We start from the raw sequence: 16,393 nt of genomic DNA on the forward strand, positions 1-16,393 counted from the left end.
GAAGTTCGGTGTCGGGACCGGCCGCCCTGCGGCGCTTTCTAAATCGGAAGACCACGGTTCCACCCCGGTTTCTGGATCAACAGGTCATCGTGCAGCCGCGCCCGACATTCTTCAGCGAAGGGCACAGCCAGGCTCGGATCGGCCAGAAATCTCTCGTAGGTGACCGGGGCGATGCCGTAGTACTCGATGTAGTCCACGAGTCCGTTGGTCACGGGGATCGCCACATAGTTACGACCCGACGCATCGTCTCTGCCCAGCCAGAAACGGTGCTCGCGTGAAAGGTAGGTGTTACGTGGCACTACTTTCACTGGTTTCTTCTCCCTCTCGAAGCCAATGGACCGAATCCCCTCCCTGCGGTGCACACCCGCGCCCTCGCCTGCTCCACGTCGTGAAGCATAGCTGGCCATGCCCTCAACCCATGCCACCAGCGTGGGGTTTATGAATTGTTCACGGAGCGAATATAGTTCCCGCAGGTGCCTGCGCTAGCCGCATCGTTTTTTGACGAGTATTTGACACGTCAAAACACCCCCACCTCACAGGCCCGGTGCGCCCTAGCGACCAACTCACATGATCGACGCGGTCAAGGGTATCTTTCATTCGCTCCCGGCACACCACAAATGGAAGTTTTCGGCTTCACTGTTTACCCCCTCAGTCAGCTTATGTTCTGATACGGGACCGACTTCGCAAGAGTGCGCAATTCAGCAAGACTGCCAATTTCGCTCAACGATTCGCCATCAATCCGACCAATCCGGTAGCCAAAATCGAGCTGGACAAGCTCTGCATATCTCGCAGACGGTGCGATGCCCCGGACGAACCCCTGATCGATCTCTGGACCCCACACTGCAGCCGCATTTACGCCCACGGGGATATTCGATCTCGCCGGCAGGTACCCCGCTGCAAATTCTTCATCTTCGAACCAGATGAATCCAACAAGCTCGATTCCAGAAGGGCCGTCCTGAACAATCCGAGCAAACGTAACCCTCCCCGCAGGTTGGCGTGAATACTGGTCTGGCGGAGAGTCCACTACCTCGGTGCCAAAGACTTCCTTCCACCGGCCATAAGGCTCCAGGGACCCTTCATCCGTGTCTCTGCTCATTTCTTACCCCCTCACCACACGTAGTTGGTCAGATTATCGTGCCCAGTTATCACAACTCATCGTCATGCAGCAACACTGTTAGAGCAAGTTGTTCGAGGGCAGAAAGGCTTGCTATGGACCGTAGCGAGTACGAATTAACTTGCCCTAGTGCGTGACCGAAATCCTCATCTCACAGTTCCGCACATCGCTCTGGCAGAAGGATGCCCCCGAGCACACCCTTCGTCAGCGTCGCTAAACCAGATGAATCCAATTAGTTCAGAGGCATTCGGACCAGCATGGATAATACGAGCGTACGAGATTTCACCGGCCGGTTCGCGAGAATATCTGCCAGCCGGTGTAGAACCGATTCGAAGACCGACATCGAAAGACCAACGGCCATGAGCATTGCGCCTCCCACGGTCATCAGCGTTACTGTTCAATGTTCGTTATCTCCGCAAATAAATGCCTGTAGCCGTCTTCAGTTTGAGTGGCTTGCTCAACTTGATAGGCGAGGTTCCAGGGCTGTAAAAGCTCACGCTTTTGTCCCCAAGCCGATCGGTTACACACGGAACGACACAGTCTTTGCGAGTGTGCGCAGTCGGGAAAGACTTTCGATTCGCTGAACAGAATCGGCTGCAATATGACCAAACTGCTCAGGCATGTCTATATCCAGTAGCTCAGCGAACCGTGCCGATGGCGTAATGCCCTGCGCGCATCCTTCGTCAATCTTTCGTACCCAGACGATTCCTGCTCTTCCGCTGACCACATCGTTTGAAGCGATGCTCGTGTAGCCGGCCGCATTTTCCTCATCGCTGAACCATACGAAGCCCACGAGGAGTTGACAGTCCGAAAGAGTCCGCACGATTCGTGCAAAGCTAATCTCGCCCACAGGCGTGCGAAGATACCGTCCTGCCGGGGTGCTTACAATCTTAAATCCCACGTCCTCAGCCCAACGACCGTATGCCCGACGCGGTTCTTGACCAATATTGCTATTCATCAGTGACTACCTCCGCAAAAATGTGCCATATCCCATCCTCTAGCTTGCGAGTGTCGAGGGACACACGCAAAAATACCGTCGAAATCCAGAATCAGTCGGTATCGGGCTGAGGAACCGAAGACTCAAGCGGAAAAAGCGGAACCCCGTCGGCACTCGAATAGGTATTGATGATCTCCCCAAGAGAAGCCGCCAACACCCACGATGCTGCCGCAGCCTGCGAACGTTTGGCACCCTCGATGCCCTCGAAGGTTGCAACCTTTACCTCGTTAACATAGACGTCCTCAATTGCTCGGTCGGGGAATGCGTGGCGCTGGTTTTTCGAATCGGGGTTCCACGAGGCGATGCGGAAGTCTAGTCGGGCCCCAGGAGCCGGATCTGCATGCTCAGGAATCCAGGTGAAACCTGCGTAGCGGCGCACTGCCCAATCGTGCCGGACTGCGAGATTCTTTTCCACGTCGGCAAGTGCCCGGGCCTGGAAGAGCTCATGCCTCACTCCATTAGGGTCAGTTTGATATGCCTCGGAGACTGTCAACCATCCGTCATGCAGAGTAGAAACAAACACAAAGTAGGCACCATCGTCGTAGGAAAGAGCAAGCGCGCCCTCTTCTCGATTCTCGCGCAACTGTGCAGGGTTGCCATATCGAAGCCAGTCTCGGAACTCCGCAGTCCAATCAGTTCCGGTCAGTAACTTTTCCATTTTGCGTCCGTTCACTCAATCCTCGACGGAGCGCAGGTTGGAGAATGGCTTGCCGAACGGGTCAAGGCTTGCCGTAATGATTTGCGGCACCGTGTACTGCAGGAACCATGAGGCACCCGCAGCCAAAGAGGTTCGCCCCACCGATTCGCTGGGTAATCGAGCCACCACCCTGCCGCTCAGCCCTACCGCCTCAGTCCCGAGAGTCTGACCCGAACTATCTACAAGGAGGTATCCTCTGCGCACCCGTGGAACTGGGGAAACCGCGTAGGCTTCACGGCGCTCCCGGAGCTGCCCGAGTCCCAGCTTGCGACGAATCGAACCCCCAACAACCATTGCGAGATACCGTTCAGCGAAGTCGAGAGTGGCGAATTCGGCAGAAAGTAGTCGGCATACCTCGACTAGAACGACCAGCCCTGATCGCTCCCGCATCGGTGGATTCAAAAAAATAGGTGGTATCGGAGGTAAATCGGAATTCAATAGTGGTGCTCTCCGAGGCCGAAATTACCTCTGCCTGCGGCGAAACGCGCTGCATCCATGCGATGAAATCGGGAGACATGAAGTCGATAGAATTTGTGACCGTCATTGAAGGAAGCGCCCTTCTAACGAGTCGTGAGCAGCGAGAATCTGATTGTTTCTGGAGCGAATTTAGTCCAAGACATCGACACGGCTAGTGAGCGTGTCCAACACTGACAATTACGATTTCGTCTACGCGACATCGTCGATACCAGCCGACTTCGCGATGACGCGTACGCCCTCGATGTTTGAGGCCTCTTGAACAGAATCAACGTTTATTCGGCCGATTCGATTTCCCAGGTCAAACAGCGCAAGCGCAGCGAATGCTTCCGAAGGCGTACGGCCTTTCGCACACCGCTTGTTGAGTTCGTCAGACCAAACTCTGCCCGCGTTTCCGCTGATTGGGATGTTCGCATCGGCCGGAAAGTATCCGGCGGCGTGTTCGGCGTCACTAAACCAAATAAATCCAACGAGTTCTAGACCAGTTATCCCGTCCTGAACTATCCGCGCAAATGTAACGGCATCGGACGGTCGGTGCGAATATCGTCCCGATGGTTCCGCCGAGATCATATTCCCCATGTCTTCAGCCCAACGTCCATAAGACTTCCTTGGGCTTTCGTTATTGCGTTCGTTCATCTTTCACCTGTTTTTCGCGGTGAACAGGGGTGCCCCCGTCGGACTCGAACACGACTTAATAATCGTTTCGAGCGACGCGCCTAAGAACCATGATGCTCCGGCAGCTTCAGTCTCTTTGAGCCCCGGAAAACTGCGGAATCGAGCGATGGCGAGCTCACCCTCGATGAGCTCCTCTCCGGGAACCGGTTGCGAATCGATAAAAAGCGTCACCGGACGAACCTGAAACCCCGGCGCAACCGATGCCGCGGTTGTGTCCTGGTCCAAGAACGGCAGTTTATTCGCTAATCGATACCCACCGTTCTGATACATCACAAACCACCGTTCGAATCCGTCAAGATCACAAAAGTCGCCAAAGTAAACCGGCGGCCCGCCCTTGGATGAATCTCCCAATCGGATCCACCCCGAGTCGAGCCGCGAAACCACGTAGGTAGTCTCGCCGTAGTCGGGGCTCAGCCCGAGCTGGCCCTCATAGGAACGAAGTGCCCAGCTACTTGAGAACTGTTTGAGCCAGTTACGTAACAACTCGCTAAGGTCCTCAATTTCCAATTGATTAGCCATCTAACACTCCATACTTAATCAGTTTCCAAATCACAATTGGTTTGCCCTTACTGTCGAAGAATCGAATCTGAGACGCACCGCCTGGCTGTCCAAAACCTCTGGCCACCCTTGACACTTCAATCTGAATCCCCCGATTGTTGAGGATCTCATCCGCGCCCGGATTCAAAGTGTATTTATAGTATTTTTCTTCGAGGGAAGAAAGCGGAAGTGCCCGACTCTCGAATGACGCAGGTACCCCGTCCTCAACCACAGCAAGGTACTTGCCGGTAGGCTCACCGATCCGATCAAAATGTATGCCGTGATCTACTGAGAACACATCGGCGGACACATATTTCACGATGGTTCCACGGTCTGCACCATCATTCCCGGGAAAACGGAAATAGTCTTCCTGCACGTCCTTGTATCTCGCGTCATACCCCGCCTTATCCAACGGCAGGTTCGAATCGAAATCACGACCATACGGCACATCCGGGTGCTGTACAAGCGCCAAAGATTCAGCGTTCCTGCCGTTATACACAGGATAAGCCTTGCTTGTCCCATGAACCTCGAAAATCTCACCTGTGCCGGCACCTAGCTCCGCGGCTGTGGAGTCTGGTTGCCTCGTCCACACTGGAACGGTTACTCGCTCGTCTCCGACCCAAACCGTGCCGGTGCGCACGGGATCCGCATCAAGCAGATAGTGAATCGGTGATTTTCCGTCATCCCACCACAGAGGCCGGTTATGTTTGAGGTTATCGATCGTAATCGGCAGGCCAGGCTTTATCAGTTTCGAAAGCTCCCCGACCGTCTGGCGTGGGCTGTGTAGCAGTTTTTTAAACGTCGCACCGGCCTTGGCAATAATCGGGCCCAGCTGCCGGATCAGGTTGTAAAGTGCCTTGAACGACTCGCCCAGGCCCTTGACCGCCTTCATCGCCTTGGGCAGGAGCGCGGCCATGCGCGTCCCGATCTGGGCGATGACGAGGGGGACCGCGGTTCCCAACGACAGTGCCGAGGTGATCGCTCCGGAGATGGCCGTGCCCACCAACTGCGACAGGATGTCCCGGATCAGGTCGTGGACCACCTGCACCAGCGTCGACGCCGCCTGCAGTCCGGTACTGATCGCCTTCGACCAGTCGCCGAGCATGTGCAGGTGCTTGGCGAAATCGCCGGCGTAGGCACGATAGGCGTCGATCGTGGCCCCGGCCATGCCTTCGAGGTCGCCCAGGCGGTTGCTCAGCAGGTCGCCGGACTCGTGCATGCGCGTGGCCACGTTTGCCCACGTCTGACCAAAACCGGCAACCTGACCGGCATCGCCGGTGAGCTGCTTGAACCAGTCACTAACCGGCGCGATGTGGTCCAGGACCCACGCCATGCCCATCCCCAGCAGCTGCCCGATCGGGTCGATGATCGCCGCGGCCGCGTCGAGCGCCCCGCCCAGGACACTCATCCCGGTCGCCAGCCAGTCCCCGTTTTCGATACCGGCGGCGATGCCCTGACCATCCTCGATCAGCCACAGCCCCGAGAACGGCGTCGTCGTGTTAACTGGCCCCGCAACCAGCGAATTCCCCCCCCCTGACATCCGCTACCTCAAATCCCGTTCCAGATCGCGGATCTGCGCGATAATGTCCTCCTCGCGCTGCTCCACATCCGCCGCCACCTGACGCACCTCGGCGGCCGTGCGATCCAACGCATCAGCCGCGTCTCGGATCGTCTGGGTGATCGCGTCGGTGATCATCGTGGCCGGCGGCACCAGAAACGCGCACATGATTCCGAATGCACCGTCGCCCATGTTCTGGCTTCCCACGGCACTCGCGGCCTCGCTGACCTCTCGACCCACCTGGCTGACCCGTCCGGCATGCTGACGCAGCATCGCCATATCGATGGCGATCTCGCCGTCAGTCATCGAGGATCACCCAGCCGAGGACCGCCCGGTCGGGGTCCGCCCAGGCGCGGGCCATCAACTCGCAGCCCCTCACCGTGGAACCCTGCAGCGCGCTCCTGACGCTCGCGATGATCCTCCACCTCGGCGCGCAGCGCACCCAGGGCGGGATCGTCCTCGCCGAGGAGTTCCTGAGCCGAGGCGAGCATCTGTTCCTGCAGGTTCCCACGAGCATCGGCCACAACCCGCAGAATCTCCGGAGCCAGCTTGGTCCCGCCCAGAGCGGTCGCGCGATCGGTCAGCTTGAGGTTGGTAATCGCACCGGAGGTGTCTACCTCGACGGTGATGTCCCGACCGCGGTCGGTCGCAATACCCCGCAGCTGCCCCATCGTCTCGACCAACTGTGCCTGCGCGGCCATGCGGCGCTCGGCGCGGCGCACGTCTTCATCGATACCCGCGAGTACCTCATCCGGATCCTGAATCATGGTCACAGCTAAACACACAGGGATGGCGAGTGCGGGCGCGAAAACCGATTTTGCAGGAAGTTCCCCAACTGGATATGAGATACCGTCCCCGACCTCAGGCGCTGCTATCGTGGATCCACTACTACTGCCGTCTGGGAGGCAACATGGACGGGCTCTCACAGCTCGCGTTTATCGCGGTCATCATCGCCGCCGGATTCTACGTCCTGTACTGTGTGATCCGCGCAGCGGTTCTCTCGGCGCTGCGCGCGCACGCCGACGAAGTCGAGGAAAACGCGGCGATTGCCGCGCGAATCCAGGCTCTCCAGGAGAGCGCGGAGCCCCACACCGCACCGCAAAACCCGTAGCGAGCTACGGGCGAGCTACCGCCGCGCTACTCGCACTTGCCGCGGCTGCTCAGCAGATCACCGGTGAGTACGATGTCCTTAACATCCACCACGATGGTCGCATTCTGCGGGGTCACGGTGAGGGACTTCACTTCCGCTCCCGGCGGCAGACGATCGGCCAGGCACACCGGAATCGGGGCCTTACCGAGGACCGCCTGCACGATCGGGTCCACGTTGATGTTCCCCACCGAGGAGGTCACCTCGGCCCCCACCGGAGTCAGCGTCATCGTGGTTCCGCTCACGGCCGGACGCGCGGAAACCTGCACACCCAGCTTGATACCGAACGGGCCGGTCACCTCCTCGTGGTACCCGAATACCCCGTCGCCCAGGGTCAGCGTGCCCCCCTCGGTGGGCGGCTTGATGAACTCGTTCAGGCCGTCCTGATCCACCACGGTGGTCATCTGCACCGACTTTGCGGGCTTCTTGGGATCCAGCGGCACACCCTGGGCCCGCACGTCAAAGCTCAGCGGCACACCGCGCAGGGTTGCGTGTTCGGCGCTCACCCGAACATCGTCAAACGAGCCCGAGATCAGCTGGAACAGCGGCCAGTCGCCGCCGATCTTTACGTCCAGCGGCCCCTGGAAGGTGGCTCCAGCGCTCGCTCCGAGGGACTTCACCGAGTCCTGCGCCACGTCGCGCACCAGATTGTTGGCGATCACGATCGCCCCACCCACGAGGCCCAGTACCACCACGGTGACGATTCCGGTAACCAGCCAGCGACGCCCAGTTCGGCGCTTCTTGGGTGGTTCGGACTCCTGCTCGATCCGGGCCGCGTTCAGACGCTCAAACAGCACCTGGTTGGCCGAAACCTCGGTTTCGTTCCGTTCGCTCACGCCGTGCTCCCCCTCGATTGAAATCCTGCTCCTTCGACAATAACGCCAAACGCCCACCCGCGGACGGGTGGGCGTTTGAGAAAATACCTACATGCGCTCGGGTGCCGAAACACCCAGAAGGTCCAGACCGTTGCGCAGCACGGTTCCGGTGGCATCGTTCAGCCACAGGCGGGTGCGGTGCAGATCACCCACGGCCTCGTCGCCAAACGGCAGCACGCGGCAGGCGTCGTACCAGCGGTGGTACAGCGAGGCGACCTCTTCGATGTAGCGGGCCACGCGGTGCGGCTCGCGCAGGGTCGCCGCCTGGGCCACGATCCGCGGGAACTCCTGCAGCGCGCCCAGCAGCGCCGACTCGCTCTCGTGCACCAGCAGCTCGGGGGCGAAGGTCGAACGGTCCACCCCGGACTCGGCGGCGTTGCGGGCGACCGCGCAGGTACGAGCGTGGGCGTACTGCACGTAGAACACCGGGTTGTCGTTGGTGCGCTTCTTCAGCAGATCCGGGTCCAGGGAGATGGGCGAATCGGCAGGGTAGCGGGCCAGCGAGTAACGCAGCGCGTCGGTGCCGAGCCAGGCCTGCAGGTCGTTGAGCTCGATGATGTTTCCGGCACGCTTGGACAGGCGGGCACCGTTGATCGACACCAGCTGGCCGATCAGCACCTCGATGTCACGCTCGGGGTTGTCCCCGGCGGCACCGGCGACGGCCTTCAGGCGGTGTACATAGCCGTGGTGGTCGGCACCCAGCAGGTAGATCTTGTGCTGGAATCCGCGGTCGCCCTTGTTCAGGTAGTAGGCGGCGTCGGCGGCGAAGTAGGTGAAGACACCATTACCACGACGGATCACGCGGTCCTTGTCGTCGCCGAAGTCGGTGGTGCGCACCCAGATCGCGTCGTCCTTGTCGTAGACGTGACCCTGCTCGCGCAGACGGTCGATCGAGGCGTCGATCGCGCTGGGGGCACCGTTCTCGCCTTCGGCGTGCAGGGTGCGCTCGCTGAACCACACGTCGAAGTGCACGTTGAAGCGCGCCAGGGACTCGCGGATCTCGCCCAGCTGCAGCTGGTATCCGGCCTCGCGGGCCAGGTCCAGGGCGGCCTGGTCATCCAGCTCGGTGATCTCCGGGTGGGCGGCCAGCACGGCGACACCCAGCTCGGTGATGTACGCGCCCGGGTAACCGTTCTCCGGGGTCTCCTGACCGCGGATCGCGGCGAGGATGGACGCACCGAAGTTATCCATCTGATTACCGGCATCGTTGATGTAGTACTCGTTGGCGACCTTCGCGCCGGCGGCGCGCAGCACGCGACCCAGCGAGTCACCCAGGGCGGCCCAGCGGGTGTGGCCGATGTGCAGCGGACCGGTCGGGTTAGCCGACACAAATTCCAGGTTGATGGTTTCGCCATCCAGGCTCGAACCCTGCCCGTAGGTGGATCCGGCCTCGACGATGGTCTGGGCGAGCGCACCGGCGGCGGCAGCATCCAGGCGAATGTTGATAAATCCAGGACCGGCAACCTCGGCACCGGCCACACCCTCGATTTCACCCAGGGCGGCAACCACGCTGGTGGCCAGCTCGCGCGGGTTCACACCCAGCTTCTTGCCGAACTTCATCGCCAGGTTCGAAGCCCAGTCACCGTGATCGCGGTTCTTCGGACGCTCCAGCGTGATGTCCTCACGCGCGATCTCGTCGGAGGAACCGGCGCGGGCGGCCTCGGAGAGAGGCAGCACGATGTTGTACAGGGCGAGGGAGAGATCATCAGGAGTCACCAAGCCAGTCTACAGGCGTCAGGAATGCTCAAAGTACCCCGAGATTTCGGCATCCTGGCGCGTTTATTGCTAACGTCAACCTGTCCGCTTTGAAAGGAACCCCATCGTGAACACGCTTCTTCCCCGCTCCGCGCGTCGCGCGAGCCTGTTCGCCCTGGCTGGCGTCGGCCTGCTGCTGATCACCGGCTGCGCCCCGACCTCGTCGGGCGATGCCAGTGCGAGCCCCACGGCGTCCTCGCAGGCGAAGCCGTCGGCCACGCCGCACGCGTCGAGCGACCCGAGCACCGCGCCCTCCTCCGCGCCGAGTGCGACCGCCGAACCGCTTGAGAGCGGCGTCGTGCCGCTGACCTGCGATCAGCTACTCACGCCCGAGACCGTTTACGCCTATAACCCCAACGTTTCGGCGACCCAGGCGGCACCGGCAGCCGGAAGCACCGCCGCCACGATTCAGGGAATCGGCGGCATGGCCTGCCAGCTGACCAACAACTCCAGCGGGATCACGATTGACATCGCCGTCGCCTCACTGGACCCCTCGGAGCTTGAGGACCTCAAGAATAAGGCCGCCGAAACCAGTCAGCAGGTTCCCACCTACACGACGCCGCCGGATGAGGGATACTTCGGACCGGTTCTGCTGAAGAACAACAAGCGCATCAATGAGGCCCAGATCTTCGTGGGCAACTACTGGCTCACCCTCTCTTCCGAGGAGTTCACCGAGCCCGGTGCGCTGGAGCAGCTGAGCACCCCGGCGATTGCCGCACTGAAGGCCGCGAAGCTCTAGCTCGCACGTCCTCGGAACCGGAACGGCGTGTCGCATTCGCGACGCGCCGTTCCGGTTCAAGCACCATCACATTTAGTGCTAATGTAGCTCTCGTGCGCCTCCGTAGCTCAGGGGATAGAGCGTCGGTTTCCGGTACCGCAGGTCGGGGGTTCGAATCCCTCCGGGGGCACAAATGCAAACTGCGACAGGGTTTCCCTGTCGCAGTTTCTGGTTTAACCCGGCGACTAGGGCCGGCTCGATCGCCGTCACACCGATGCGATCGTGTACCTAGAGCCGCAGGCCCTCCACCAGGGCTGCGGCCGACTCGATGGCCGCATCCAGACGTTCCTCGCGCTCTGCATCGCCACTCGCCGCAGCCACCCAGCGAGAGGCATCGGCCAGCGCACCGTTGAGCATTGTGGCTATCACCACGGGAGACACCCGCTCCGAGACGGTCCCCCGATCCTTGGCATCCTGAACCACCTCGGCCAGGGTAGCGATGCACGCACGGGCGGTTTCCTCGACCGCGTCGGTTACCACCGCCGGCGCATCGGTGAACATGATGCGCTGAAACTCGGGGGCCTGGGTCTTTTCGATATAGGCGCGGCCTCGCCGAGCGAGGGCCAGCAGGGGGTCCTCGGTGGAGCGCAGGATCGCGCGCAGCTCGACGCAGAGCTCGTCATCCATCGAGCGCACCACCGCATCCATCAGTCCGCTCTTGCCACCGAAGTGGTGATAGAGCGCGCCTCGGGTGAGCCCCACCGAGGCCGTGAGCTCGTCCATCGAGGTCGCCGCATAGCCCTGCTCGGCAAAAAAGCGCCGACCGGCCGCCAGGAGCTGCTCCCGCGTGTGATCCAGCATTTCGGTGCGCGTTCGACGTTCTGATTTGGGCATCATTCCTCCGCCGCCATCGTAGCGCGCCCACCCACAAAAGAACATTCACATACGCAGCGCATATGAATTGACATACATGACGTATGTGACCTAACATCACTCACATACATTGCGTATGCAAAACCTTATCCCGCTTGAAAGAAGCCCTCAGCATGCCCACTCCCCCCTTCCGCTGGTCACCGGTCCTCGCGGTCGCCCTCTCCACCTTTAGCGTGGTCACAGCCGAGATGATGCCGGTGGGTCTGCTCACCCCGATCGCCGACGCCCTGGACATCGCCCCCGGATTGGCCGGAATGTCGCTCACCATTACCGGCATCATGGCGGCCGTGGTGGCCGCTCTCACCCCGGTCATCCTGGGGCGCCTGGACCGACGCACAGCCCTAATCGCGTTCCTTATTCTGCTGGCGGTGGCCAACGTCCTCAGCGCCGTGGCCACCATGTTTGCCGTCTTCGCCCTCGCTCGCGTCCTCATCGGCATCTCGATGGGAATCGTCTGGGCCAGCTCCGGCGGCCTGGGTGCCCGCCTCGCCGACGCCGCCCACATCGCGCGTGCGATGACCGCGATCTTCTCGGGTGTGTCAATCGGCATGGTGCTGGGCCTCCCCCTGGGCACCCTGATTGCCAACCTCGCCGGATGGCGCACGGCCTTCTGGGCCCTGGCTGCGCTCGGTGCCTTCGCGGCGATCTTTGCCCGTATCGCGATGCCCGCCCTTCCCACAACCAAACGCACGGGCCTCGACGGACTCTTCAGCCCGTGGCGCGATCGCGGCGTGCGCACGGGCTACATCATCACCGCCCTGGTGGTCATCGGCCACTTCGGGGCCTACACGTTCATTCGCCCGGTCTTGGAAACCAACCCCGAGACCACCCCCACCCTGATCGTGATCGCGCTGGCCGTATTCGGGCTCACCGGCATCGCCGGGAACTTTGCCATCGGCGCCGTGGCCGGAAAATCGCCGCGCACGGCACTGCTCTGGGCGCTCGCGGGAATCGCCATCGGCACCGCCCTCATCCCCCTGGCGGCGACTCACACCTGGTTCGCGCTACTGGTCCTGGCCTTCTGGGGGGCCGCCTATGGGGGAATCGGTGTGGCCCTGCAGGCGTGGATTCGGGTGGCCAACCCGGCAATGGTTGAGTCCAGCTCCTCGATGTGGTCGGGGGTCTTCAACGGCTCGATTGCGATCGGGTCCCTCGCCGGTGGCCTCATCTTTGACCTGGCGGGCGGCACGCCACTGATGCTGCTCGCCGCGCTGATCGTGGCGATCGGCTGGGTGATCACCCTCGCCTCGCGCCCGGTGCGAGAGCGCGTTTCCGCCTAGGCTCATCACTCGGCCTCACTTCGGTCACCCGCCCGGAAACTGGCAACAGGGGCAACGAGAGTGAAGTTTGGACGATTGACCTCGGGTCTCAAACCGCCTAGCGTGGTGGAGACCCGGGGCATCCCACCCCCTCATCTGCGGCCGAGGAAGTGAGATATGAGCGAGCAGGGAACGACCACGGCGCGCACACACTCGGCCGGGTTCACGGCACACGGTGTCACGCTGGTGCGAACCCGTCCGGACGGCACCTCCGTTCCGGTGCTCGACGACCTGAACCTCGAGGTCTCCCCTGGCGAGATGGTGTGTGTATCCGGGCGTAGCGGAACCGGTAAATCCACCCTGCTCGAAGTGTGCGCGGGCGGTGTCCGACCCACCTCCGGGGAGCTTTTCTGGGCGGGCACACGCCTTCACGCCCTGCCCGATCGCCCCCTCGAACGTTGGCGGAGCGCCACCGTGGGATATCTGGATCAGGGCTCCTCGCTGTTGGAGGAACTGCGCATTGTGGAAAACGTCCTGCTTGGCATCGCACGCCCGAGCACCGCGAATATCCACGCCGCCCACGCGGTACTCACGCGCCTGGGCATCGGACACCTCGCCGAATCCTGGCCACGGAAGTGCTCGGGTGGAGAGCGTCAGCGTGCGGCAATTGCCCGGGCTCTGCTCCGTGCCGTCCCGCTCCTGATCTTTGACGAGCCCACCGCGAGTCTTGATGCGCGAAGCGCCACCCTGGTTTTGGACGTTCTCGATGAGGCGCGCACGGAGGGGGCCGCGATCCTCGTTGCCAGCCATGACGATCTGGTTCTGAACCGCGCCGACCGAATCATCCACCTGTGACCATGCGGCGCACCTCGGGAACTCCCGGCGGTATTCGCCGCTGGTCTCGCCGCCGAGCCGAGGTCTGGGCGGTGCTCTGCCTGGCGGCCGCGCTCCTCTGCCAGCCGCTCACGGCCGGGGTGGGGCTGGCCGCCCTGCAGGACGCGGTGGATGAGAATTGGCGCGGATCCTACGATATTCTGGTCCGCGCTCCCGCGGAGGATCACTTCTCGGGCGGACCGACGCTTCTTGATCCCAACTTTGCCAATACCTCGGCACCGGCCATCGCGCCGGAACGGGTGGCCCGTGTCGCCGAGATCGACGGGGTCGAGATTTCCGCCCCGATCGGTTTCCTCGGCCGGATGGGGGATGTGCGAGACTTCCCGATCATCCAGATTCCCGCCTCGCTGCTGCGCGAGAATCCGGTGCGCACCATCCGGCTCACCTGGACCGCGACCACCAACGACGGTCTCGGTCCCCGCATCGCCGACGCACGCTCGGCCACCCTCACCATCGACGCACGAGCCTGGGACGGGCAGAGTGAAGTGGGGCCATCCGCCGATACCATTGCCGTGTCCGGAGATGTCCCAGCCGAGGTCACCCTGAGCGGGGAAACCCTGAGGCTGGGAATCTGGCCCCTTCCCTCGGTCGCCTCCACCGTGTTCGCGGTGGATCCGGATGCCGAGCGACGCCTGCTCGGAGACCGTGCCCCCGCCGCACTCACGGCACTGGCCGACGCCGACGCCGCACTGGCCGCGACCGACGAGAACTCCTCCCCGGCCAGCGGCGAGCTTCTGGCGAACCTCGGCCCCGAAAGCCCCACCCGCCAGGCTCTGGAAGCCCTGGTTCCGGAGCTGCGCAACACCCCAGCCCTGCGAGGACAGTACGGCGCGGATGCACCGATCGCCCCGGTGGTTGTTGCCCGCGACGCGCTCCCCGAACTCGCGCTCCGCGTCGGCTTCGAACTGGGGACACACGGTGACACGGACACGGAGTTCACGTCGGTGGGTGAAGCCACCGTGGATGCCGCGGCGGCGCTCACCCCGTTCGCCGGTTCCGGAATCGTCATTCCCTGGCCCGGCACCGATGCCCGCATTCCCACCACCTACGTTCAGCCGACGGCGGTCACCGGTGTGGGGGCCACCGTGCTCTCCCCGGCTCCCTCGCACATTCAGCCCCCGGACCCGGATCTGCCCGCCGCCACCCTGGAACCACAGGGATTCATCCGCTCGCTCCCCCTGGATTCACGCCAGCAACCCGACGGACTCACGCCGGGTCAGACCCAAACGTTCCGCTCCGATCAGCCCCCCAGCGCGCTGCGGGTCGGCAGCGCCGGATCGACCAGGCTCGGGGCCCCGCTGATCGTGGGCGAATACCGTAATGCGCAGATCGTCACCGGCAAAGAGGATGCCGCACCGCTCGGTGCCTACGATCCGGTGCGTGCCACCCGGGTTTCCGATGCCCGCGGGAACCCGATCACCCCCACCCCGCTGGAACCCGTACTGTCGGGGCTGGGAATTGTGGCTCAACCCGCCACCGCACTCACCTCGCTGCGGGGTGCCCACGCCCTCGGGGTGGAGGCACCGGTAACCGCGATCAGGGTCCGGGTGGCCGGTGCCGAGACCTATTCGGCCGAGTCCCTGGCGCGCATCGACCGGGTTGCCGCGGCGATCCAGGATCTGGGTCTCGAGGCGTTCATCGTAGCCGGATCATCACGCCAGCGCGTCCAGGTCTGGGTTCCCGACTATGCCTTCGGGGTCACCGAGCCGCAGGATCGACAGCAGGTTTCTCCCCTGGGCTGGGTTGAGGTGGAGGCGCTCTCGCTCAACGTGGCTCAATCCACCGTCTCCACACTGACCTCGCTCGCGCGCAGCATCGGGATCGGCGCGGTCCTGGTGACCCTACTCATGCTGCCGGTTCTGGGGATGGTGCAGGTGCGCGCGAATCGCCGCACGAATGCCGTGCTCACGGTAGCCGGTTTTACCCGGGCTCGCCGTGCTCGCTGGTTCGCGGCCGAGGGGGTGCCGGTTCTTACGGCGGTGGCCCTGGCCGGTGTTCTCGGCATGCTGCTGGTTCCCACCCGCGCGGCGGATACCGCGATCCTGACGGGCCTGTGTCTGAGTGCGGTGGCGGTTCTGGTGATGGTCGTGGCCCGACGCAGCCTGGCCGAGCCGCGTCGCCGGCGGCGAGCACAGGTCCCACTCAAACACACCCGCTCACCTCACCCAACCTCGCCGGGGCGGGGCGGGAAGGTTCGGGTGCGTACGGCAACTTGGCGACTCACGATTAGCCGGATACCCACGATCCTCACCCAGGGCATCCTGCTGGGTTTCCTGGTGTCCGCCGCCCTGTTCGCCTCGAGTCTGCTCACCGTGGCGCTGCGCGAAACCGCGCGTACGCCGCTGGGCTCGCTGCTGGGGACCGCGCAACTCCCCGCGCTGCTCGCCACGATGGGTGTGGGGATGCTGGCCGCATGTGTACTCACGGCAAGCACCACCGCACGCCAGAATCAGGCCTTCGCCCGGCAGGCGACAACCCTGGTTCGGGTGAGCGGGTGGACCCGGTCCAGGCTGCGGCGTCTGACCGCGATCGAGCTGGCGGGGATCGGCGGCATCGCCGCACTGAGTGTCATTCTCCTCTTCTGGGCGATACCGGCCGAGTTCTCCCCCGCGGCGATCCTGAGCCCGGCGGTCATCTTCCTGGGTACGAGTGCCGGCGTGCTGTTTCCGCTGGGTGCCATAGCGCTGATCCGCGCACGCGGCCTGGGCCGCGCCCTGAAGCCCTAATCTCCCCGGGTTTTCTCCCCCGGTCGCACCCGGG

The 16,393-nt window shown here is 62.8% G+C and carries 17 protein-coding genes and 1 tRNA gene; 6 read left to right on the forward strand and 12 right to left on the reverse strand.

The window, feature by feature from the left end:
- Positions 1-38: 38 nt before the first annotated feature.
- From D9V34_RS08710 to D9V34_RS08740, 9 genes are all read right to left on the reverse strand, one after another.
- A complete protein-coding gene (locus D9V34_RS08710; RefSeq protein WP_220700566.1) occupies positions 39-299 on the reverse strand; it encodes a hypothetical protein in 261 nt (86 codons plus the stop codon).
- Between the two features lie 353 nt (positions 300-652).
- Positions 653-1,096, reverse strand: a complete 444-nt coding sequence (locus D9V34_RS08715) for a hypothetical protein (protein ID WP_121688416.1) — start codon at positions 1,094-1,096, stop codon at positions 653-655.
- A gap of 538 nt (positions 1,097-1,634) precedes the next feature.
- A complete protein-coding gene (locus D9V34_RS17520; protein WP_147441660.1) occupies positions 1,635-2,072 on the reverse strand; it encodes a hypothetical protein in 438 nt (145 codons plus the stop codon).
- A gap of 91 nt (positions 2,073-2,163) precedes the next feature.
- The gene (locus D9V34_RS17525; protein WP_147441661.1) at positions 2,164-2,769 is read right to left on the reverse strand and encodes a hypothetical protein; all 606 of its coding nucleotides are present in this window, start codon (positions 2,767-2,769) and stop codon (positions 2,164-2,166) included.
- 705 nt (positions 2,770-3,474) lie between these two features.
- Positions 3,475-3,918, reverse strand: coding sequence for a hypothetical protein (locus tag D9V34_RS17530; protein ID WP_147441662.1), 444 nt, complete (start codon positions 3,916-3,918; stop codon positions 3,475-3,477).
- Between the two features lie 3 nt (positions 3,919-3,921).
- Entirely contained in the window at positions 3,922-4,476 is a 555-nt protein-coding gene (locus D9V34_RS08725; protein ID WP_121688418.1) for a hypothetical protein, read from the reverse strand.
- Positions 4,469-6,034 (reverse strand): TNT domain-containing protein, encoded by a 1,566-nt coding sequence (locus D9V34_RS08730; RefSeq protein WP_121688419.1) that lies wholly within the window; start codon positions 6,032-6,034, stop codon positions 4,469-4,471. Before D9V34_RS08730 ends, D9V34_RS08725 begins: the two co-directional genes overlap by 8 nt.
- A gap of 3 nt (positions 6,035-6,037) precedes the next feature.
- A complete protein-coding gene (locus D9V34_RS08735) occupies positions 6,038-6,358 on the reverse strand; it encodes a type VII secretion target (protein ID WP_121688420.1) in 321 nt (106 codons plus the stop codon).
- Entirely contained in the window at positions 6,355-6,819 is a 465-nt protein-coding gene (locus D9V34_RS08740) for a hypothetical protein (protein ID WP_147441663.1), read from the reverse strand. Before D9V34_RS08740 ends, D9V34_RS08735 begins: the two co-directional genes overlap by 4 nt.
- 143 nt (positions 6,820-6,962) lie before the next feature.
- Between D9V34_RS08740 and D9V34_RS08745 the strand changes: the two genes are divergently transcribed.
- The gene (locus tag D9V34_RS08745) at positions 6,963-7,163 is read left to right on the forward strand and encodes a hypothetical protein (protein WP_121688422.1); all 201 of its coding nucleotides are present in this window, start codon (positions 6,963-6,965) and stop codon (positions 7,161-7,163) included.
- Positions 7,164-7,189: 26 nt separating this feature from the next.
- Here the strand turns inward: D9V34_RS08745 and D9V34_RS08750 are convergent, their stop codons facing one another.
- Both D9V34_RS08750 and argS read right to left on the reverse strand, forming a co-directional pair.
- On the reverse strand, positions 7,190-8,035 hold the full coding sequence (locus tag D9V34_RS08750; protein ID WP_183091916.1) for an LmeA family phospholipid-binding protein: 846 nt from the start codon (positions 8,033-8,035) through the stop codon (positions 7,190-7,192).
- A gap of 87 nt (positions 8,036-8,122) precedes the next feature.
- Complete coding sequence (gene argS, locus D9V34_RS08755; protein WP_121688424.1) at positions 8,123-9,790, reverse strand: arginine--tRNA ligase; 1,668 nt, start codon at positions 9,788-9,790, stop codon at positions 8,123-8,125.
- Between the two features lie 106 nt (positions 9,791-9,896).
- Between argS and D9V34_RS08760 the strand changes: the two genes are divergently transcribed.
- Complete coding sequence (locus D9V34_RS08760) at positions 9,897-10,568, forward strand: hypothetical protein (protein ID WP_147441664.1); 672 nt, start codon at positions 9,897-9,899, stop codon at positions 10,566-10,568.
- Between the two features lie 96 nt (positions 10,569-10,664).
- Positions 10,665-10,737, forward strand: a tRNA-Arg gene (locus D9V34_RS08765).
- A 98-nt stretch (positions 10,738-10,835) separates the two neighbouring features.
- Here the strand turns inward: D9V34_RS08765 and D9V34_RS08770 are convergent.
- Positions 10,836-11,408: a TetR/AcrR family transcriptional regulator gene (locus D9V34_RS08770; protein ID WP_183091917.1), complete on the reverse strand. Its 573-nt coding sequence runs from the start codon at positions 11,406-11,408 to the stop codon at positions 10,836-10,838.
- 185 nt (positions 11,409-11,593) lie between these two features.
- Here D9V34_RS08770 and D9V34_RS08775 point away from each other — a divergent pair, with 185 nt between their 5' ends.
- From D9V34_RS08775 to D9V34_RS08785, 3 genes are all read left to right on the forward strand, one after another.
- Positions 11,594-12,760 (forward strand): MFS transporter, encoded by a 1,167-nt coding sequence (locus D9V34_RS08775; protein WP_121688427.1) that lies wholly within the window; start codon positions 11,594-11,596, stop codon positions 12,758-12,760.
- Between the two features lie 156 nt (positions 12,761-12,916).
- Positions 12,917-13,594 (forward strand): ABC transporter ATP-binding protein, encoded by a 678-nt coding sequence (locus tag D9V34_RS08780; RefSeq protein WP_121688428.1) that lies wholly within the window; start codon positions 12,917-12,919, stop codon positions 13,592-13,594.
- The gene (locus D9V34_RS08785; protein WP_147441665.1) at positions 13,591-16,359 is read left to right on the forward strand and encodes a hypothetical protein; all 2,769 of its coding nucleotides are present in this window, start codon (positions 13,591-13,593) and stop codon (positions 16,357-16,359) included. The genes D9V34_RS08780 and D9V34_RS08785 overlap by 4 nt, the downstream gene beginning before the upstream one ends.
- Positions 16,360-16,393 lie beyond the last annotated feature (34 nt).

The organism is Mycetocola lacteus (assembly GCF_003667575.1).
GTDB lineage: Bacteria > Actinomycetota > Actinomycetes > Actinomycetales > Microbacteriaceae > Mycetocola > Mycetocola lacteus.

Coding starts and splice junctions, on each gene's coding strand:
- D9V34_RS08715 (WP_121688416.1), bottom strand. CDS start 1,096: ATGAGCAGAGACACGGATGAAGGGTCCCTGGAGCCTTATGGCCGGTGG.
- D9V34_RS17520 (WP_147441660.1), bottom strand. CDS start 2,072: ATGAATAGCAATATTGGTCAAGAACCGCGTCGGGCATACGGTCGTTGG.
- D9V34_RS17525 (WP_147441661.1), bottom strand. CDS start 2,769: ATGGAAAAGTTACTGACCGGAACTGATTGGACTGCGGAGTTCCGAGAC.
- D9V34_RS17530 (WP_147441662.1), bottom strand. CDS start 3,918: ATGAACGAACGCAATAACGAAAGCCCAAGGAAGTCTTATGGACGTTGG.
- D9V34_RS08725 (WP_121688418.1), bottom strand. CDS start 4,476: ATGGCTAATCAATTGGAAATTGAGGACCTTAGCGAGTTGTTACGTAAC.
- D9V34_RS08730 (WP_121688419.1), bottom strand. CDS start 6,034: ATGTCAGGGGGGGGGAATTCGCTGGTTGCGGGGCCAGTTAACACGACG.
- D9V34_RS08735 (WP_121688420.1), bottom strand. CDS start 6,358: ATGACTGACGGCGAGATCGCCATCGATATGGCGATGCTGCGTCAGCAT.
- D9V34_RS08740 (WP_147441663.1), bottom strand. CDS start 6,819: ATGATTCAGGATCCGGATGAGGTACTCGCGGGTATCGATGAAGACGTG.
- D9V34_RS08745 (WP_121688422.1), top strand. CDS start 6,963: ATGGACGGGCTCTCACAGCTCGCGTTTATCGCGGTCATCATCGCCGCC.
- D9V34_RS08770 (WP_183091917.1), bottom strand. CDS start 11,408: ATGCTGGATCACACGCGGGAGCAGCTCCTGGCGGCCGGTCGGCGCTTT.
- D9V34_RS08775 (WP_121688427.1), top strand. CDS start 11,594: ATGCCCACTCCCCCCTTCCGCTGGTCACCGGTCCTCGCGGTCGCCCTC.
- D9V34_RS08780 (WP_121688428.1), top strand. CDS start 12,917: ATGAGCGAGCAGGGAACGACCACGGCGCGCACACACTCGGCCGGGTTC.